The organism is Spirillospora sp. NBC_01491 (assembly GCF_036227065.1).
GTDB lineage: Bacteria > Actinomycetota > Actinomycetes > Streptosporangiales > Streptosporangiaceae > Spirillospora > Spirillospora xylanilytica.
On the sequence record NZ_CP109432.1, the window covers coordinates 468,661 to 487,922 of the forward strand.

Consider the following 19,262-nt stretch of genomic DNA (forward strand, 5'->3'; position numbering starts at 1 on the left):
CGCCATGTTGCGCTTTGTCATCCGCAGGCTGCTGTACGCGATCGTGGTGCTGTGGCTGGTGTCGACCCTGGTCTTCGTCTTCCTGAACGTCTCGCCGGTCCCGGTCGAGCGGGTCATCGGTGGGCCGCGCGCCACCACCGACACCTTGCAGCAGATCCGGCAGAACCTCGGCCTCGACCAGCCGGTGCTGCTCCAGTACTGGGACTTCATCAAGCGGCTCCTCCAGGGGAACCTCGGCGAGTCCTACATCAACGGCACCCCGGTGACCAGCCTGATCGCCGACCGGCTGCCCACCACGATGTGGCTGGTCTTCGGCGCGGGCGTCATCTGGTTCGTCGGCGGCGTCGCGACCGGCGTGCTCAGCGCGACCCGGGTGCGCAGCGTCTGGGACCGGAGCTCGACGCTGTTCGTGCTGATCGGGCTGTCCACGCCGCCGTTCGTGATGGCGCTGGTGCTGCTGTTCCTGTTCGCCACCAAGCTCAGCGAGGCGGGCGTGCACTTCTTCGAGGCCGGTCCGCCGCTCCAGGAGCACTTCTTCCGGCGGATGATCCTGCCGTGGATCGCGTTGGCGTTCCTGATGGTCGCCACCTACACCCGGCTGACCCGCGGGGCGATGCTGGACGTGCTCGGCGAGGACTACATCCGCACCGCCCGCGCCAAGGGCGTCTCCGAGCGCCGGGTCGTCTACCGGCACGGGCTCCGCTCCGCGCTGACGCCGGTGGTCACCCAGTTCGGCATCGACCTCGGGGCGCTGATCGGGTCGACCATCGTCACCGAGAAGGTCTTCGGCCTCCAGGGCGTCGGGCAGCTGGTCTACCAGTCCATCGCGCTCGGCGACACCCCGGTGATCATCGGAGTGACCCTGATGGTGACGATGTTCGTGGTGGTCGCGAACCTGATCGTGGACGTCGGCTACTCCTTCCTGGACCCCCGGGTCCGCCTTTCGTGAGGATCTGCGCGTAATGCCATGAGTAGGGCATGGATAAGCTCTTCGGTATGCGATCGTGGTCCGCTCCCGAAGTGCCCAGCCTCCCCGACACCGGCCTGCCCCGCGCGGCGGATCCGCTGCGCCTGCACGACACCGGGACGGGCGGGGTACGGCCCACCGAGCCGGGTGCGACGGCCCGGATGTACGTCTGCGGGATCACCCCCTACGACGCCACCCATCTTGGCCACGCCAACACCTATCTGGCGTTCGACCTGGTCAACCGGGTGTGGCGGGACCTCGGCCACCGGGTGCACTACGTTCAGAACGCCACCGACGTCGACGACCCCCTCTTGGAACGTGCCGAGCAGATCGGGGAGGACTGGCGCGCCCTGGCCGAGCGCGAGATCCAGCTCTTCCGCGACGACATGACCGCGCTGCGGATCCTGCCGCCCGACCAGTACGTCGGCGCGGTCGAGGCGATCCCGATGATCGTGCAGATGGTGGAGAAGCTGCGCGCCAAGGACGCCACCTACGAGGTGGACGGCGACGTCTACTTCCCGGTCGCCGCCGACCCCGGCTTCGGCGAGGTGAGCGGCCTGGACCGCGCCGCCATGGCGCCGCTGTTCGCCGAGCGCGGCGGCGACCCCGGCCGGCCCGGCAAGCGCGACCCGCTCGACGCGCTGCTCTGGATGGCGCGGCGGCCCGGCGAGCCGGGCTGGGACTCGCCGTTCGGCGTGGGCCGTCCCGGCTGGCACGTGGAGTGCTCGGCGATCTCCGTGGAGTACCTCGGGATGGCCTTCGACGTGGAGGGCGGCGGCTCGGACCTGGCCTTCCCGCACCACGAGATGGGCGCCGCGCACGCCCAGGTGGCGACAGGCGAGCGCCCGCACGCCAAGGCGTACGTGCACGCGGGCATGGTCGGGCTGGACGGCGAGAAGATGTCCAAGTCGCGGGGCAACCTGGTCTTCGTCTCCCGGCTCCGTGAGGAGGGCACCGACCCGATGGCGATCCGGCTCGCGCTGCTCGCGCGGCACTACCGGGCCGACTGGGAGTGGACCCCGGCACAGCTGGAGGCCGCCGAGGCCAGGCTGGCGCGCTGGCGGGCCGCCGCCGCGCTGCCCTCGGGCCCGCCGGCCGAGCCGGTGGCGGGCGACGTCCGGAGCGCCCTGGCGGCCGACCTGGACGCGCCGGCGGCGCTGGCGGCGGTGGACTCCTGGGCCGAGCGCGCGCTGGCCGAGGGCGGGGGGCCGGACGCGGAGGCGCCCGCCCGGATCCGCGCCGTCGCCGACGCCCTCCTCGGCGTCGCCCTCTGAGCCGCGGCCGTCCGGAGCGGGGCGGTCAGGCGGTGGCGGACCGCGCGGCGAACCTGCGCCCGCGGCGCTCGATCCGGCGGCGGGACGTCCACAGCATGAGGGGGACGCCCGCCCGCCGGAGCCGCCCGGGGACCAGGCGGTAGCCGAACGCGCCCGTCCTGAGCAGTGACCACAGGACGCGGTCCCGGCGCGGGCTCCACGGCAGGCCGTACTGCTCCCGGATCGGCTCGGGGAGCAGGCCGGTGGTGATGAAGCGGTTGAGCCACAGGGCGGGCCACAGCCAGCGCAGCTTGCGCGACCACAGCACGGCGCGGGCGACCTCGCGGCCCTCGTCGGTCACCTCCAGCGAGGCGATCATCCCGTCGGTGTAGCGGCGGAACGCGGCGATGTCGGGGGGCTGGGCGCCGGGCGGGCAGCCGAGCACGTCGGCGACGTAGCGGGCCTGGTCGATGTAGTCGGCGGCGAGGTCGCCGCTGGGGGAGCGGAGGATCCGCTCGTAGACGTACAGCGCCGCGTCGATCAGGGTGGCGTTCACCCAGACCTGGAGGTCGGGGTCGTTGCCCGAGTAGCCGGGGCCGGTGATCCGCTCGTGCATGCGCCGGATCGCGCGGCCCATCCGCTCGGCCTCCTCCTCGGTGCCGAACGCGACGATGGTGAGGAAGTCCAGGGTGCCGAACAGCCGGTCCAGGGGGCGGTTGCGCAGGTCGCTGTGGTCGGCGACGCCCTGGGCGACCTTGGGGTGGGCGACCTGGAGCAGCAGGGCCCGCCCGGCGGCCAGCATGACGGCGGGCTCGGCCGCCAGGAGCCGCAGGACGGTGCGGTCGGGGCCCGGTGCGGGTGCGGTCACGGCGGCTCCTTCGGACGGGACGGGACGGGACGAGGCGGCGGAGTAAGTGAATACTTGCTCATCGTGCCGCCCCGTACAAGCCACGCCGGCGCCACGCCGACGGGCGCCCGCGCCGGCCGCCCGCCTCCCTCTACCCCATCACACGGCATTCCCAGGTACGGCCCGACACCTGCTCGGGCGCCAAGAACGGGCGGCCTGCCGGGACGGACCCGGTCGGGAAAAGATCATATGTACCGCGGCGCACACGGGCCGTCGAGGAGCTCAAGGAGACTCCTCGACAAAGATCACCGCAGGTCACGGCGGGTTCGCGCGGCCGTGGAAGCGGATTGGGCGCCGACGCGGGCGGGTAGGCCGTGACCATGAGCCACGAACCGGCCGCCGTGACGCCGCCGCACGCACCGCCGCCCCGCGCGCCGGTGCCCGTGCGCCCGCACGCGTCCGGCTCCGAGGACCGGCGCGGCCGTTCAGCGGCCCCGCGCCGCCGGTAGCGGCGGCGGTACCCGGTGGGGTCAGCCGGCGTCGCGGCGCCGCAGGTAGCGTTCGAACTCGCGGGCGATCGCGTCGCCGCTCGCCTCGGGCAGCTCGGTGGCGTCCTTCTGCTCCTCCAGCGTGCGCACGTAGTCGGCGACCTCGGAGTCCTCCTCGGCCAGCTCGTTCACGCCGTTCTCCCAGGCCCGCGCCTCCTCGGGCAGCTCGCCGAGCGGGATCGTCACGTCGAGGATGTCCTCCACCCGGCGCAGCAGCGCCAGCGTGGCCTTGGGCGAGGGCGGCTGCGCCACGTAGTGCGGCACCGCGGCCCACAGCGACACCGTGCTGAGGTCGGCCTGGGCGCAGGCGTCCTGGAGCACCCCGAGGATGCCCGTCGGGCCCTCGTAGCGGGTCGGCTCCAGGTGCAGGGTGTTGACCAGCCCCACTTCGGACGCGGCACCGGTGACCGGTACCGGCCGGGTGTGCGGCGCGTCGGCCAGCAGCGCCCCGAGGAGCACCACCTTGCGGACGCCCAGCTCCAGCGTCAGCCCGATCAGCTCGCGGCAGAACGACCGCCAGCGCATGTTGGGCTCGATGCCGTGCAGCAGTACCACGTCGCGGCCGTTGGGGAGGCGGGCCCAGGACACCCGGGTCGTCGGCCAGGTGATCCCGCGGCTCTCGCCGTCGATCATCTCGACGATCGGGCGGGTGACCTGGAAGTCGTAGTAGTCGTCCGGGTCGAGTTCGGCGATGGGCACCGACTCCCAGGTCGACTCCAGATGCTGGATCACCCCGCTGGCGGCCTCTCCCGCGTCGTTCCACCCCTCAAAGGCGGCCACGAGCACCGGATCGACGAGTTCCGGCACGCTCTCGAGCTCGACCACGCGCTGCCTCCTTCCGACGTCGGGTACAGCGTCACCGCGGGGGCCGTCATTCCCGGGGGTCGGGGACCCCGGCTCATGATCGGTGGCTGCCAGCCTACGTCCTGAGAGGGACCTACCCCGCCGTTCCGCCGCCGAGACCTCCGGGCCCCGGGCGGCGGGGGGCGCGGGACCACCGCGTCCGCCCGTCCCAGGGGCCCGGGTCACGATCGCGTCACCGGCGGCGCGGGGCCGCCCGCGTCACTTGCGGCCGGTCGTGTGGACGATGAGGACGTCGCACGGCGAGCGGTGCGACAGGTTGGCCGGGACCGAGCCGAGGAGCCGGCCCGCCAGGCTGTTGAGCCCGCGGTTGCCCACCACCACCAGCTCGGCGTCGCGCTCCTTGGCCAGCTTGGCGATCACGTCGACGGCGTCGCCCTCGACGGCGACCTCCTCGACGTCCTTGGCCCCGGCCGCGACCGCGCGCTCGCGGGCCGCGCGCAGGGCGTCGTCGGCGGGGGTGGACCCCTGGACCTTGTAGGCCAGGTCGCCGAGGCGGTCGGCGGCGCTCTGCCGTTCCCGCTGGGGCATCGGGCTGTAGGCGGAGGCGAGCAGCAGCGTGGCGCCGGTGGCGGCGGCAAGCTGGGCGGCCCTGTCGACCGCGCGGAACGAGGTGTCCGAGCCGTCGGTGCCGACGAGGATGGTGCGGTATGCGCTCATGCCGCTCCTTACCGGGGAGTAGGTATCGGCGGCACGCTACCCTTCCGGCGCCCCATCCGTCACTGGCCGCACAGGGCCCCGCCGGCAGCGCTCCCAGCATGCGGACCGCTCCGGAGGCACCGGCCCCGGGCGGATAAGGTGGTGCCCCATGAGCACTCCCACTCCGCAGTCCTTGCGTCAGGCCCTGAAAGACCGTGTCGTCGTGGCCGACGGGGGCATGGGGACGATGCTCCAGGACGCCGGCCCGACCATGGACGACTTCGAGGGGCTCGAGGGCTGCAACGAGGTCCTGAACGCCACCCGGCCCGACATCGTCCGATCGGTGCACGAGGCCTATCTCGACGCGGGCGTCGACTGCGTCGAGTCCAACACCTTCGGCGCGAACCTGGCCAACCTCGGCGAGTACGACATCACCGGGCGGATCCACGAGCTGTCCGAGGCGGGCGCCCGGATCGCCCGCGAGGCCGCCGACGCCTACTCCACCCCGGACCGCCCGCGCTGGGTGATCGGCTCGGTCGGCCCCGGCACCAAGCTCCCCACCCTCGGCCACGTCACCTTCGCCGAGCTGCGCGACGCCTACCAGCGCAACGCCGAGGGGCTGATCGCCGGCGGGGTCCAGGCGATTCTGGTGGAGACCTGCCAGGACCTGCTCCAGGCCAAGGCCGCGCTGATCGGCGCCAAGCGCGCGATCAGCGCCGCGGGCAGCGGGACGGTGCTGATCGGCCAGGTCACCATCGAGCAGAACGGCGCGATGCTGATGGGCTCGGAGATCGGCGCCGCGCTCACCGCGCTGGAGCCGCTCGAGCTCGACGTGATCGGCCTCAACTGCGCCACCGGGCCCGCCGAGATGAGCGAGCACCTGCGCTACCTGGCCCGGCACGCCCGGATCGGGCTGTCCTGCATGCCCAACGCCGGCCTGCCCGAGCTGAGCTCCGACGGCGCCCGCTACCCGCTGACGCCCGGCCAGCTCGCCGACGCGCACGACACCTTCACCCGCGACTTCGGGCTCTCGCTGGTCGGCGGCTGCTGCGGCACCACCCCCGAGCACCTGCGCCAGGTGGTCGAGCGGGTCCGCGGCCGTGAGGTCGCCGAGCGCCGCCCCCGCCCCGAGGCCGGGGCCGCGTCGCTGTACCAGCACGTCCCGTTCCGGCAGGACACCTCCTACCTGGCCATCGGCGAGCGCACCAACGCCAACGGCTCGAAGGCGTTCCGCGAGGCGATGCTGGAGCGGCGCTGGGACGACTGCGTGAAGATCGCCCGGGACCAGGCCCGCGACGGCGCGCACATGCTCGACGTGTGCATCGACTACGTCGGCCGCGACGGCGTCGCCGACATGAAGGAGGTGGCGTTCCGGCTCGCGACGGCCGCCACCCTGCCGATCGTGCTCGACTCCACCGAGACGCCGGTGATCCAGGCCGGGCTGGAGATGCTCGGCGGGCGCGCGGTGGTCAACTCGGTCAGCTTCGAGGACGGCGACGGGCCGGACTCCAAGCTCCACCGGCTGATGCCGATCGTCAAGGAGCACGGCGCCGCGATCGTGGTGATGTGCATCGACGAGACCGGCCAGGCCCGCACCGCGGCCACCAAGGTCGACATCGCGGTCCGGACGATCGAGGAGCTGACCGGCACCTGGGGGATGCGGGTCCAGGACATCATCGTCGACTGCCTTACGTTCACCATCGGCACCGGCCAGGAGGAGTCCCGCCGCGACGCCCTGGAGACGGTCGAGGCGATCCGCGGGCTCAAGCGCCGCCACCCCGAGGTGCAGACCACCCTCGGCCTGTCCAACGTGTCGTTCGGGCTCAACCCGGCGGCGCGGATCGTGCTGAACTCGGTGTTCCTCAACGAGTGCGCGGACGCCGGGCTCGACTCGGCGATCGTGCACGCCTCCAAGATCCTGCCGATGGCGCGGATCCCCGAGGAGCAGCGCAAGGTCGCGCTCGACATGATCTACGACCGGCGGGACGGCGACTACGACCCGCTGCTCACCTTCATGGAGCTGTTCGAGGGCGTCGACACCGCGGCGATGAAGGCCGACCGGGCCGCCGAGCTGCTGGGGCTGCCGCTGTGGGAGCGGCTCAAGCGCCGCATCGTCGACGGCGAGCTGGACGGCCTGAACGCCGACCTCGACGAGGCCATCGCCCAGCGTCCCGCGCTGGAGATCGTCAACGACGTGCTGCTGGACGGCATGAAGACCGTCGGCGAGCTGTTCGGGTCGGGGCAGATGCAGCTCCCGTTCGTGCTCCAGTCCGCCGAGGTGATGAAGACCGCGGTCGCCTACCTCGAGCCGCACATGGAGAAGGCCGAGGACGGCGGCAAGGGCCGCATCGTGCTGGCCACCGTCCGCGGCGACGTGCACGACATCGGCAAGAACCTGGTCGACATCATCCTGTCCAACAACGGCTACGAGGTCGTCAACATCGGGATCAAGCAGCCGATGTCGGCGATCCTGGAGGCCGCCGGCGAGCAGCGCGCCGATGTGATCGGGATGTCCGGGCTGCTGGTGAAGTCCACGGTGATCATGAAGGAGAACCTGGAGGAGCTCAACTCCCGCGGCCTGGCCGGCGAGTGGCCGGTGCTGCTGGGCGGCGCCGCGCTCACCCGCGCCTACGTGGAGCAGGACCTCGCCGAGCTGTTCGACGGCGAGGTCCGCTACGCCCGCGACGCCTTCGAGGGGCTGCGGCTGATGGACGCGTTCATGGCCGTCAAGCGCGGCGAGGCGGGCGCGCAGCTCCCGCCGCTGCGCGAGCGGCGGGTGAAGAAGGGCGCCACCCTCAAGGTCACCGAGCCCGAGGAGATGCCCGCCCGCTCCGACGTCGCCGTCGACAACAAGCTGCCCGCGCCGCCGTTCTTCGGCGACCGCGTCGTCAAGGGCCTGACGCTGAAGGACTACGCCTCGTTCCTGGACGAGCGGGCCACCTTCATGGGGCAGTGGGGCCTCAAGCCCGCCCGCGGAGACGGCCCCTCCTACGAGGAGCTGGTCGAGACCGAGGGGCGGCCCCGGCTGCGGATGTGGCTCGACCGTATCCAGACCGACGGCCTGATCGAGGCCGGAGTCGTCTACGGTTACTACCCGGCCGTCAGCGAGGGCGACGACCTGGTCGTGCTCAACGAGGACGGGTCCGACCGGGAGCGGTTCACCTTCCCGCGCCAGCGCCGCGACCGGCACCTGTGCCTGGCCGACTTCTTCCGCCCGCGCGACTCGGGCGAGACCGACGTGATCGCCTTCCAGCTCGTCACCGTCGGGTCCCGCATCGCCGAGGCCACCGGCGAGCTGTTCGCCAAGAACGCCTACCGCGACTACCTGGAGCTGCACGGCCTGTCGGTGCAGCTCACCGAGGCGCTGATGGAGTACTGGCACACCCGGATCCGGTCCGAGATCGGCTTCGGCGCCGAGGACTCCGAGAGCGTGGAGGACTTCTTCAAGCTCGGCTACCGCGGCGCCCGCTACTCGTTCGGCTACGCCGCTTGCCCGGACCTGGAGGACCGCACCAAGCTCGTCCGGCTCCTCAAGCCCGAGCGGATCGGGGTCACCCTGTCGGAGGAGCTGCAACTGGCCCCCGAGCAGTCGGCCGACGCGCTGGTCGTGCACCACCCGGAGGCCAAGTACTTCAACACGTGACGTAGTGTCGGGCCTTTTCGGGTTCGGGAGGATGTGGATCGTGCACGAGGAGACCGGTGGCGCGGCGGCCGGCGTGGGCCTGGCGGCCGTCCTGTTCGACATGGACGGCCTGCTGATCGATTCCGAGCGGCTGTGGCTTGAGGTCGAGACCGGCGTCATGGACTGGCTGGGCGGCTCCTGGGGCCCCGAGCAGCAGGAGCAGATGGTCGGCGGGTCCCTGGACGTGGCGGTGCGGCTGATGCTGGAGCACACCGGCGCGGACGCGGCGCCCGAGGAGGTCGCGCGGCGGATGGTGGACGGCATGGTCGAGCGGCTGTCGGCGTCGGTGCCGATGATGCCGGGCGCCAAGGAGCTGCTGGCCGAGGTGCAGGCGGCGGGCGTCCCGGCGGCGCTGGTGTCCTCCAGCTACCGGCGGCTCCTGGAGCCGGTACTGGACGCGCTCGGCCGCGAGCACTTCGTGCTGACCGTGGCGGGCGACGAGGTGGCGCGGCCCAAGCCCGACCCCGAGCCGTACCTGAAGGCGACGGCGGCGCTCGGGGTGCCGCCGGGCCGGTGCGTGGTGCTGGAGGACTCTCCGAACGGCCTGGCCGCCGCGGAGGCGGCGGGCTGCCGCACGGTCGCGGTCCCCGGGCTGCTGCCGATAAGGGAGGCGCCGGGACGCGTGGTGGTGGCGTCCCTGTGCGAGATCGACCTGGCCGGGCTGTCGGCCATGGTCGGCTGACCGCTCAAGATCATCACGCTACCCCATCGTCCCCGAACCGTTGCGCGACGTTGACCTGTGACGGGATGGTCCCGGATGCGGCCGATACCTCCGGGGTGGTCCTCAGGGGGTGGATCACGCCAGAGGAGGAGGCCCGATGCCCGACAAACCGTCCGCCGGGAGGAGCGTCAGAGGCCGCGCGGCGTGTGACGATGGAGAGAGCAGCACTGTTCGGATTGAGGGGCGGGCATGAGCGACGCAGTCATTTTCGCGATCAGCCTGGGGGTCACCCTGGTCGGCCTGGTCGCCAGCTATGGAGCCTATCGCGCCAGGGGCGCGGGGGCGGGGCTGCGCGGCGCCGCCTGGTCGTTGGTGCCGGTCGCGGCGGCGATGACCGGGGTGACCGAGTTCTTCGTCGACCTGGCGTTCAGTCCGGTCAAGTGGGCCGGCGTGGCCGTCACGGGCCTGGCCGTGCTGCTCTACCTGACCTCCGGCGCGATGCTGAGCCGCCGGAAGGCGGCGGTCGCGGAGGGCGGGGCGGCGAAGGCGCCCAAGGCCGCCCGGCGGTCGGGCGGCGGGTCCAGGGGCGAGGTCGAGCGGGCGGCGCCGAAGCCGGCCGGCGACCCGGAGCTCGCCGAGATCGAGAAGATCCTGCGCGACCGCGGGATCCAGTAGCCGGTTCGCGCCGGGGCACTCCCCGGTGAGAACGATCACTTTCGGCCGGGCCGCGGGCCGGGGCGTCCCCAGCAGCGCTGGGGGCCTCCCGGCCCGTTCTATCTGTGTCCGGCGGCGCTGACCTGCGGACGATCGATCTCAGATCGGACTCGGTACGGTAAAGCTTGCCGGTCTAGACCGGGTTTCGGTTGCCGAGCAGGGTGCCACAGTACGTACTATTCGGACGATTTGTCCGAGGTGTTGCCGAGGTCACGTGTGCCCGAGATGACGACGAGATCACAAGTCAGAAACGGGTACTGGCGAAGGTCGCTTCACGGATGGACAGTCGTGTCCGAAGTACTAGGTTTCCCTCCAGCAAACGCGGCGTAACGGGCACGGGGCAGCGGACGATCTTCGCAGCCGCCTGACGTTGTGCCGGCGGCAGCGTGGCCGAAGGGTAGGAGGTACGGAGCGTGACCGCACCGATCGAGGTGTCCGGTTCGGAGGCACAGGCTCAGCCGGATGCCGTCCTTGAGGGCGTCGGCCGCAAGGCGATCGAGGGCAGGTCCCTCGGGCAGATCGCGTGGCTGCGGCTCAGGCGGGACAAGGTGGCGATCGGCGGCGCGGTGTTCGTGCTGCTCCTGATCATCGTCTCGCTGCCGGGCGTCACCGAGCTGATCGCCCGGTGGCTCGGCAACCCGCCCAACCAGTTCCACCAGAACCTGGTCGACCCGACGCTGGGCAGCCCGCTCAAGTCGTTCGGCGGAATGAGCGCCGACCACCTGTTCGGCATCGAGCCCATCAACGGCCGCGACCTGTTCAGCCGCATCCTGTACGGCGCGCGGATCTCGATCCTGATCGGCGTCCTGGCCACCCTGGTGTCGGTGGTGATCGGCACCGTGATGGGGATCGTGGCCGGCTTCTTCGGCGGCTGGGTCGACACCCTGATCGCCCGCGCCATGGACGTCTTCCTGGCCTTCCCGCTGGTGCTGTTCGCGATCTCGCTGGTCGGCGTGATCCCCAACAGCCTGCTCGGGCTCGAGGGCAACAACCTGCGGATCGCGATCCTGGTGTTCATCATCGGGTTCTTCAACTGGCCCTACATCGGCCGGATCATCCGCGGCCAGACGATGTCGCTGCGGGAGCGGGAGTTCGTCGACGCGGCCCAGAGCATGGGCGCGCGCAACTCCTACATCCTGTTCAAGGAGATCCTGCCCAACCTGATCGCACCGATCCTGGTGTACTCCACCCTGCTCATCCCGACCAACATCCTGTTCGAGGCCGCGCTGTCGTTCCTCGGCGTCGGCATCAACCCGCCCGACCCCTCGTGGGGCGGAATGCTGTCGCAGGCCACCGAGCTGTACTCGGTCGCTCCGCACTTCGTGATCGTCCCCGGTCTCGCGATCTTCGTCACCGTCCTGGCCTTCAACCTCCTCGGTGACGGACTGCGCGACGCCCTGGACCCACGGGCCCGATGACCCCCGGCGAACGTCCGGTATTAGCGAAAGGGAACTGATGAGATCTCCCAAGGTGGTGACAGGCGCGGCGGCGGGCTTCGTCGCCCTGAGCCTGGGACTGTCCGCCTGTGGCGGCGGCGACGACGAAGGCGAAAAGGGCGGTACCGGCAAGTTCGACGCCGCGTCGACGGCGGTGGTCAACCCGTCCGACCACAAGGGCGGCGTGCTGAAGATGGCCCAGCCCGACGACTTCGAGTCGTTGGACCCGGCCGACATCTACTACGCCTACGGCCTGAACTTCGTCCGGTTGTTCTCCCGCAACCTGATGACCTACGCCGCCAAGCCGGGCATCGCCGGCGCCGAGATGGTCCCCGACCTGGCCGAGGCCAAGGGCGTGGCGACCGACGGCGGCAAGACCTGGACCTACAAGCTCAAGCGTGGCGTCAAGTACGAGGACGGCACCGAGATCAAGGCCAAGGACATCAAGTACGCGGTCGGGCGGACGTTCGACCGTGCGGTCCTGCACAACGGCCCGTCCTACTTCCCGCAGCTGCTGGACGCGGAGGGCTACAAGGGCGCGTTCAAGGACAAGAACCTTGACAACTTCAAGGGCGTCGAGGTCCCCGACGACTACACCGTCGTCTTCAAGCTGAAGGCCCCCTTCTCCGAGTTCGACCAGGTCGTCGGCTTCAGCGGGCAGACCGCGCCGGTCCCGGCCGACAAGGACAAGGGCATCCGCTACGGCATGCACCCGGTGTCGTCCGGCCCGTACAAGCTGGAGGGCGACTACCAGCCGAAGAAGGGCGGCACGCTGGTCCGCAACCCCAACTGGGACCCGGCGACCGACCCCAACCGCAAGCAGCTCCCGGACAAGATCGAGGTCCAGTCGGGCCTGAAGGCCGAGGAGATCGACAGCCGGGTGATCGCCGGCACGGTGCACGTCGACCTGCCGGGCACCGGCGTCCAGGCCGCGGCCCGTCAGGAGATCCTGACCAAGCCGAAGCTCAAGGGCAACGCCGACAACCCGCTGGCGGGCTTCCACTGGTTCATCCCGATCAACACCAAGAACATCCCGAACATCGAGTGCCGTAAGGCGATCATCTACGGCGCCGACCGCTCGGCGATGTTCCGGGCCTACGGCGGCGACGTGGGCGGCGAGATGTCGACCTCGATCCAGCCGCCGAACATCCCGGGCCGGGAGAAGGGCACCGACTTCTACACGAAGGCGGACAAGACCTACACCGGTGACCCGGCGCAGGCCAAGGCCTCCCTCGCCAAGTGCGGCAAGCCGGACGGCTTCTCCACCACGATGATCTACCGCAGTGACCGGCCGAAGGAGAAGGCCACCGCGGAGGCGCTCAAGCAGGGCCTGGACAAGATCGGCATCAAGCTGGAGCTCAAGGGCTACCCGTCGGGTACCTACACCAACGAGCAGCTCGGCGCGCCGAAGTTCATGGACAAGGAGAAGATCGGCCTCGGCACCTACGGCTGGGCCCCGGACTGGAACACCGGCTACGGCTACCTCCAGCCGCTCACCGACGAGAAGGCGATCACCCCCACGGGCAACGTCAACGTCGAGGACCTGCGCGACCCGGAGATCAACAAGAAGTGGAACGACGTCGCTGGCATCACCGATGCGGCGCAGCGGGCCAAGATCTACAACGAGATCGACCAGAGCGCCCGTGAGCAGGCGACCATCCTGCCGAACGTGTACGCCAAGTCGCTGCTGTTCCGCCCGTCGAACCTGACCAACGTCTACTTCCACGCGGGCTACGGCATGTACGACTACGCCAGCCTCGGCGTCACCGGCTGAGCACGGTTCCGCACTACCTGAGAGAAGGCAGGTGAAGGCATAGGGCGGCCGCCGGGGCTGATCCCCCGGCGGCCGCCCGCGCCGGAGACTGTGGTCGCATTCATTGTTCGCCGTCTGCTGGGCGCGGTGGGTCTGCTGCTCATCATCAGCGCGGTGACGTTCTCCATCTTCTTCCTGGTGCCGAGGGCGGCGGGGGTCAGCAGCGACGACCTCGCCGGCCGCTTCGCGGGCAAACAGCCCGACGCGGTCACCCTGGCCGCCATCAAGGACCGGTTCGGGTTCGACGACCCCATTCCGGTCCAGTACGGGAAGTACATCAAGGCCATCGTCGTGGGCGACACCTACGACACCGGCACCGAGAAGATCGACTGCCCGGCGCCGTGCATGGGCTACTCCTTCCGCACCAACCAGCCGGTGTTCGACCAGATCGTGGACCGTACGCCGATCACCTTGATGATCGCGCTCGGCGCCGCGGTGATGTGGGTGCTGGCGGGCGTGTCGATCGGCGTGCTGTCCGCGCTGCGCAGAGGGACGATCTTCGACCGGATGGCGATGGCGGTGGCCCTGGCGGGCGTGTCGCTGCCGGTGTTCTTCACCGGTCTGCTGTCGCTGGCCTTCGTCGTGCACAAATGGGAGTTGCTGCCAGAGGTCAACTACGGAGGGCTGGGCGACAACCCGTTCAACCTGCTCCTGCCGTGGATCTGCCTGGCGTTCCTCTACGCCGCCCTGTACGCCCGGCTCACCCGGGCGGGCATGCTGGAGACGATGAACGAGGACTACATCCGCACCGCGCGGGCCAAGGGCCTCTCGGAGAAGACCGTGGTGGTCAAGCACGGCCTGCGCGCCTCGCTGACCCCGATCATGACCGTGTTCGGACTCGACCTGGGGCTGCTGCTCGGTGGCGCGATCATCACCGAGAAGACCTTCTCCATCCCCGGTCTCGGTCAGCTCGCGCTGGACGGGGTCAACCAGAGCGACCTGCCGGTCGTCCTGGGGGCGACCATGGTCGCCGCGCTCTTCATCGTCCTGGCCAACCTGGTCGTGGACATCCTGTACGGCGTCGTCGACCCGAGGGTGAGGCACAGCTGATGGCGGACAAACGACCGGCCGAGCTGATCGACGGACCGGGCGAACAGAAGGACGGGGCCGCCGCCGGCGCACCCTCGGCCTTCCTGGAGGTCCGCGATCTGAAGATCCATTTCCCGACCGACGACGGGCTGGTCAAGTCCGTCGACGGGCTGTCGTTCCAGCTGGAGCGGGGCCGCACCCTCGGGATCGTGGGCGAGTCGGGCTCGGGCAAGAGCGTGACCAGCCTCGGCATCCTCGGCCTGCACAACCGGCGCAACGCCCGGGTGTCGGGGCAGATCTGGCTGGACGGCGCCGAGCTCGTCGGGGCCTCGGCCGACGACGTGCGCCGGCTGCGCGGCCGCAAGATGGCGATGATCTTCCAGGACCCGCTGTCGGCGATGCACCCGTTCTACACGGTGGGCCATCAGATCATCGAGGCCTACCGGGTGCACAACGACGTGTCCAAGCAGGTGGCGCGCAAGCACGCCATCGACATGCTCGGCAAGGTCGGCATCCCCAAGCCGCAGCAGCGGGTGGACGACTTCCCGCACCAGTTCTCCGGCGGGATGCGGCAGCGCGCGATGATCGCGATGGCGCTGTCGTGCGACCCCGAGCTGCTGATCGCCGACGAGCCGACCACGGCGCTGGACGTCACCGTGCAGGCGCAGATCCTGGACCTGATCCGGGACCTCCAGCAGGAGTTCAACTCCGCGATCATCATGATCACGCACGACCTGGGCGTGGTCGCCGAGTTGTCGGACGACATCCTGGTGATGTACGCGGGCCGGTGCGCGGAGTACGCGGCGGTGGAGGACGCCTTCCACCGTCCGCTGCACCCCTACACCTGGGGCCTGCTCGGCTCGATGCCGCGGCTGGACCGGGAGCGGTCCGAGCGGCTGATGCCGATCAAGGGGACGCCGCCCAGCCTGATCAACGTCCCGGACGGCTGCGCGTTCAACCCGCGGTGCGCCTACAAGGACCTCACCGACGGCAAGAGCATCGCCGAGCGGCCGGAGCTGCGCGAGCTCGAACCGGGGCACCGGGCGGCGTGCCACATCCCGCTGGAGAAGCGGCGGGAGATCTGGAACGACGAGATCGCGCCGAAGCTGTGACGGGCACTGGTGGCAACGACGGTGGGAACGGCATTGTGAGCACATCGAAGAACGCGGCCGGCGCGGATGAGCCCGGCACCGTGACCGGGGGCGCGCCCGTGGTCACCACGGTCAAGGAGCCGCGCCCGGCGCGGGACGGGGAGCCGCTGCTGGAGGTGGAGAACCTCGGCAAGCACTTCCCGGTGACCGCCGGGCTGCTGCGCCGCCAGGTGGCGGCGGTGAAGGCCGTCGACGGGGTGTCGTTCTCGGTCCGCAAGGGCGAGACGCTCGGGCTGGTGGGCGAGTCGGGCTGCGGCAAGTCCACCACCGGCCGGATGATCATGCGGCTGCTCGACCCGAGCTTCGGGAAGATCAAGTTCGAGGGCCAGGACATCACCGGGCTGTCGCAGGGGCGGCTTCGCCCGCTCCGCCGCGACTTCCAGATGATCTTCCAGGACCCGTACTCGTCGCTGAACCCGCGCAAGACGGTCGGGTCGATCGTCGGCGCGCCGTTCCGGCTCCAGAGCATCGAGACCGAGCAGGGCGTCAAGAAGGCCGTGCAGGAGCTGCTCGAGCTCGTCGGCCTCAACCCCGAGCACTACAACCGCTACCCGCACGAGTTCTCCGGCGGGCAGCGGCAGCGCATCGGGATCGCCCGCACGCTGGCGCTGCGGCCGAAGCTGATCGTGGCCGACGAGCCGGTGTCGGCGCTGGACGTGTCGGTGCAGGCGCAGGTGGTCAACCTGATGGAGGACCTCCAGGACGAGCTCGACCTCACCTACGTGGTGATCGCGCACGACCTGTCGGTGGTGCGGCACATCTCCGACCGCGTCGCGGTCATGTACCTCGGCAAGATCGTCGAGATCGCCGACCGGGCGGACCTGTACGAGCGGCCGATGCACCCCTACACCAACGCGCTGCTGTCGGCCGTGCCGGTGCCCGACCCCAGCCTGCGCGGCGACCGGACCCGGATCCGGCTCCAGGGGGACGTGCCGAGCCCGCTCGACCCGCCGCCCGCCTGCCGGTTCCACACCCGGTGCTGGAAGGCGCAGGACATCTGCAAGCAGGTCGAGCCGCCGCTGGTGGAGCTCAGCCCGGGGCACCAGGCCGCGTGCCACTTCCCGGAGAACGCCTCCGTCAGCGCGACCGACGAGGTCGCCAAGGCCGCGGTGGCACCGGCCGCGGCGTCCGCCGAGGACGGCACGCCCGGAGGCTGATCGCCTGGCACCTCGCCTCCCGGCGACGCGGGCCCGGCCGGTGCGGAACGCTCCGCACCGGCCGGGCCCGCCGCCGTCCGGGCGTCCGGGGCCGGGCGTCCGGGGCCGGGCGTCCGGGGCCGGGCGCGACCCCGGGGCGGCGTTCAGTCGTCCGGTGCGCGTGCCAGGGCGTCCCCGAGCGGGGTGCGGTGGTAGAGGACCTCGCGTCCCGCGCGCGCCCTCTCCAGCAGCCCGGCGCGCCGCAGGACGGTCAGGTGGTCGCCGACCGAGCCCGTCGCGACGCCCAGGGCACGGGCGAGGCCGCTGGTGCCCGCGGGCTCGTCCAGTGCGAGCAGGATCCGCGCCCGGGTCCGTCCGACCAGGTCGGCGAGGGCCCCGGGCGGCGCCGCCGGCGGCCTCTCCCACAGGGCCGCGATGCCCCGCGCGGGGTAGATGAGGGTGTGCGGCCAGGGGGCTTCGGTGTGCGCGGCGACGGCCGGCCAGACGAACACCGACGGGATGAGCAGGAGCCCGCGCCCGCTGGGAGAGGCGGTCACGCGGCTGCGGGTGCGCAGCAGTTCGATGCCGCCGTCCCGCCACCGGACCCTCGGGTGCAGGTCGCGCAGCGCCGCCTCCCAGCCGCCGTGGCTGAGCCGTCCCGCCCGGTGCAGGACGTCCCGTTCGCAGATCGCGCGCAGCCTGGGCCAGTCGGGGGCGAGCAGTGCGTGCCAGGCCGCCTCCAGCGCCGCGGCCACCCGTTCGACGGCACCGGGCCCGTGCAGGAGATTCAGCACCCGCTCATCGGACGCCGGCCGGGCCTCCAGGCACAGCGCGATCTCCCGGCGCGCCACGGCCGGCGGGGTGGCCCGGGCCATCGCCAGGTCGTCCTCCAGGGTCTGCGCGAGCCCCAGCGGCGGCGGCGCGGTGAAGCCGGTGCCGCGCGAGGGGGCCTGGAGGGCCAGCACCGCGTCGAGGTCGGTCGTGGAGCGCAGCCGCCGGAACTCCGGGACGAGCCGCGCGGCCCATCCGCCGGGCAGGTGGCGGCCGCTCAGGCCCGACAGGGTGCGCAGCAGCCCGTCCAGCTCGAACAGCGGCGACAGCGCGAACCGGCTGTGCAGGAGGTCCTCGGTGCCCACCTCGAATCGGATCACGGGCATGACCTTACGTCCTGTGGCGTAATGATGGCGGCCCGTTTACCGGCGCGTCCAGGGTGGGCGCATGACGATGACCGGGGCCGCGCGGCGGCCCGCCTATCGCGACGCGCTCGGTGAGCCGCGGTTCCGGGTCCTGTTCGCCACCCGGACCGTGGCCATCATGGCGGACACGCTGCGGATGCTTGCCCTGTCGGTGCTGGTGTACGGCCGGACCGGGTCGCCGCTGCTGGCCTCCGCCGCGTTCGCCGCCGGGTTCCTGCCGCAGGTCGCGGGCGGGACGCTGGCCGGCGCGCTCGCCGATCGGCTGCGCCCCCGGCCGCTGATCGCCGGCGCGTACGCGCTGGAGGCGGTGGCCGCGCTCGCGCTGGCGCTGCTGGACCTTCCGATCGCCGCCGCGCTCGCGCTGGTCGCCCTGATCGCCTGTGCCACCCCGGTGTTCGCGGGCGCGACGAACCGCCTGGTGGCCGAGGTCCTCACCGGCGACGCCTACGTGCTGGGCCGGTCGCTGATGACGATCTCGGCGGCGATCGCGCAGCTCCTCGGGCTGGCCTGCGGGGGGATCGCGGTCGCCGTCCTCGGGGTCCGCGGGGCGCTGCTCGCGGCGACCGCCGCGTACCTGGCCGCCGCGCTGCTCGTCCGCCTCCTCCTGCCCGACCTGCCGCCCGCGCCGCCACCCGCTTCGGACGGGGGAGCGGCCGACGGGACGGACGGGGCGGACGGCGGGAGGCGGCGGTCGCTGGTGAAGGAGAGCTGGGCCGGGACGGTGCGGCTGCTCACCGACCCGGTCGTCCGACCGCTGCTCCTCGCGCAGTGGCTGCCGAGCGCGTTCTGCGCGGGGGCGGAGAGCCTGCTGGTGCCGTACGCGGCGGTCCGGGGGTTCGGCAGCGGTACCGCGGCGCTGCTGCTCGGCTGCACGGTGGGCGGGATGCTGCTCGGCAACCTCGCCGCCGGCCGGCTGCTGTCCCCGCCGGCGCGGGAACGCCTGCTGGTCCCACTGATGGCGCTGACGGGGCTGCCGCTGCTGCCGCTGGCGCTCGGCGTTCCCGCGCCCGCCGCCGCGGCGCTGCTGCTGCTCGCGGGGACGGGGCTCGCCTACGAGCTCGGGATCCAGCGGCCGTTCGTCGACGCGCTGCCCGAGGACGGCAGGGGGCACGCGTTCGGGCTGCTGTCGACGGGCCTGATGACGTTGCAGGGGATCGGCCCGCTGGCCGTCGGCGCCCTCGCCGAGTTCGTCACGGTCGGCCCGGCCCTCGCCGCCGCGGGCGTGCTGATCCTCGCGGTCACCGCGCTGCTGCGGCCCGCGCTCCGCCGCTCGGTCCCCGCGCCCTGAACGCGCCGACCCGCCGCCTCCCCGGCACGGAGGCGGGGAGA

The 19,262-nt window shown here is 71.7% G+C and carries 15 protein-coding genes; 11 read left to right on the forward strand and 4 right to left on the reverse strand.

The features are described from left to right. The first annotated feature begins 4 nt into the window (after positions 1-4). On the forward strand, positions 5-949 hold the full coding sequence (locus tag OHA34_RS02360; RefSeq protein WP_329520559.1) for an ABC transporter permease: 945 nt from the start codon (positions 5-7) through the stop codon (positions 947-949). A 47-nt stretch (positions 950-996) separates the two neighbouring features. Then, entirely contained in the window at positions 997-2,241 is a 1,245-nt protein-coding gene (gene mshC, locus OHA34_RS02365; protein WP_329520560.1) for a cysteine--1-D-myo-inosityl 2-amino-2-deoxy-alpha-D-glucopyranoside ligase, read from the forward strand. Between the two features lie 25 nt (positions 2,242-2,266). Here the strand turns inward: mshC and OHA34_RS02370 are convergent, their stop codons facing one another. The 3 genes from OHA34_RS02370 to OHA34_RS02380 all read right to left on the reverse strand — a co-directional run bounded on the left by OHA34_RS02370 (position 2,267) and on the right by OHA34_RS02380 (position 5,136). After that, entirely contained in the window at positions 2,267-3,088 is an 822-nt protein-coding gene (locus tag OHA34_RS02370) for an oxygenase MpaB family protein (RefSeq protein ID WP_329520561.1), read from the reverse strand. A 509-nt stretch (positions 3,089-3,597) separates the two neighbouring features. Next, positions 3,598-4,440: a PAC2 family protein gene (locus OHA34_RS02375; protein ID WP_285943619.1), complete on the reverse strand. Its 843-nt coding sequence runs from the start codon at positions 4,438-4,440 to the stop codon at positions 3,598-3,600. 237 nt (positions 4,441-4,677) lie between these two features. Then, positions 4,678-5,136 (reverse strand): universal stress protein, encoded by a 459-nt coding sequence (locus OHA34_RS02380; RefSeq protein WP_285943618.1) that lies wholly within the window; start codon positions 5,134-5,136, stop codon positions 4,678-4,680. A gap of 148 nt (positions 5,137-5,284) precedes the next feature. Between OHA34_RS02380 and metH the strand changes: the two genes are divergently transcribed. The 8 genes from metH (at position 5,285) to OHA34_RS02420 (ending at position 16,758) form a co-directional block, all read left to right on the forward strand. Next, positions 5,285-8,758: a methionine synthase gene (gene metH / locus OHA34_RS02385; protein ID WP_285943617.1), complete on the forward strand. Its 3,474-nt coding sequence runs from the start codon at positions 5,285-5,287 to the stop codon at positions 8,756-8,758. 40 nt (positions 8,759-8,798) lie between these two features. Then, positions 8,799-9,479: an HAD family hydrolase gene (locus OHA34_RS02390; protein ID WP_285943616.1), complete on the forward strand. Its 681-nt coding sequence runs from the start codon at positions 8,799-8,801 to the stop codon at positions 9,477-9,479. Positions 9,480-9,707: 228 nt separating this feature from the next. Beyond that, a complete protein-coding gene (locus OHA34_RS02395; RefSeq protein ID WP_285943615.1) occupies positions 9,708-10,133 on the forward strand; it encodes a hypothetical protein in 426 nt (141 codons plus the stop codon). Between the two features lie 452 nt (positions 10,134-10,585). Beyond that, positions 10,586-11,590: an ABC transporter permease gene (locus OHA34_RS02400; protein ID WP_329520562.1), complete on the forward strand. Its 1,005-nt coding sequence runs from the start codon at positions 10,586-10,588 to the stop codon at positions 11,588-11,590. A 37-nt stretch (positions 11,591-11,627) separates the two neighbouring features. Continuing rightward, positions 11,628-13,382: an ABC transporter substrate-binding protein gene (locus OHA34_RS02405; RefSeq protein ID WP_285943613.1), complete on the forward strand. Its 1,755-nt coding sequence runs from the start codon at positions 11,628-11,630 to the stop codon at positions 13,380-13,382. A gap of 117 nt (positions 13,383-13,499) precedes the next feature. Beyond that, entirely contained in the window at positions 13,500-14,471 is a 972-nt protein-coding gene (locus tag OHA34_RS02410) for an ABC transporter permease (protein WP_432763104.1), read from the forward strand. After that, the gene (locus OHA34_RS02415) at positions 14,471-15,562 is read left to right on the forward strand and encodes an ABC transporter ATP-binding protein (RefSeq protein WP_285943611.1); all 1,092 of its coding nucleotides are present in this window, start codon (positions 14,471-14,473) and stop codon (positions 15,560-15,562) included. Before OHA34_RS02410 ends, OHA34_RS02415 begins: the two co-directional genes overlap by 1 nt. A gap of 98 nt (positions 15,563-15,660) precedes the next feature. Beyond that, positions 15,661-16,758: an ABC transporter ATP-binding protein gene (locus tag OHA34_RS02420; protein ID WP_285943845.1), complete on the forward strand. Its 1,098-nt coding sequence runs from the start codon at positions 15,661-15,663 to the stop codon at positions 16,756-16,758. 143 nt (positions 16,759-16,901) lie between these two features. Here the strand turns inward: OHA34_RS02420 and OHA34_RS02425 are convergent, their stop codons facing one another. Beyond that, positions 16,902-17,888 (reverse strand): DUF5937 family protein, encoded by a 987-nt coding sequence (locus OHA34_RS02425; protein ID WP_285943610.1) that lies wholly within the window; start codon positions 17,886-17,888, stop codon positions 16,902-16,904. Positions 17,889-17,955: 67 nt separating this feature from the next. Here OHA34_RS02425 and OHA34_RS02430 point away from each other — a divergent pair, with 67 nt between their 5' ends. Then, positions 17,956-19,221, forward strand: a complete 1,266-nt coding sequence (locus OHA34_RS02430; RefSeq protein ID WP_329520563.1) for an MFS transporter — start codon at positions 17,956-17,958, stop codon at positions 19,219-19,221. Positions 19,222-19,262: the final 41 nt, after the last annotated feature.

Coding starts and splice junctions, on each gene's coding strand:
- OHA34_RS02360 (WP_329520559.1), top strand. CDS start 5: ATGTTGCGCTTTGTCATCCGCAGGCTGCTGTACGCGATCGTGGTGCTG.
- mshC (WP_329520560.1), top strand. CDS start 997: ATGCGATCGTGGTCCGCTCCCGAAGTGCCCAGCCTCCCCGACACCGGC.
- OHA34_RS02380 (WP_285943618.1), bottom strand. CDS start 5,136: ATGAGCGCATACCGCACCATCCTCGTCGGCACCGACGGCTCGGACACC.
- metH (WP_285943617.1), top strand. CDS start 5,285: ATGAGCACTCCCACTCCGCAGTCCTTGCGTCAGGCCCTGAAAGACCGT.
- OHA34_RS02395 (WP_285943615.1), top strand. CDS start 9,708: ATGAGCGACGCAGTCATTTTCGCGATCAGCCTGGGGGTCACCCTGGTC.
- OHA34_RS02405 (WP_285943613.1), top strand. CDS start 11,628: ATGAGATCTCCCAAGGTGGTGACAGGCGCGGCGGCGGGCTTCGTCGCC.
- OHA34_RS02415 (WP_285943611.1), top strand. CDS start 14,471: ATGGCGGACAAACGACCGGCCGAGCTGATCGACGGACCGGGCGAACAG.
- OHA34_RS02430 (WP_329520563.1), top strand. CDS start 17,956: ATGACGATGACCGGGGCCGCGCGGCGGCCCGCCTATCGCGACGCGCTC.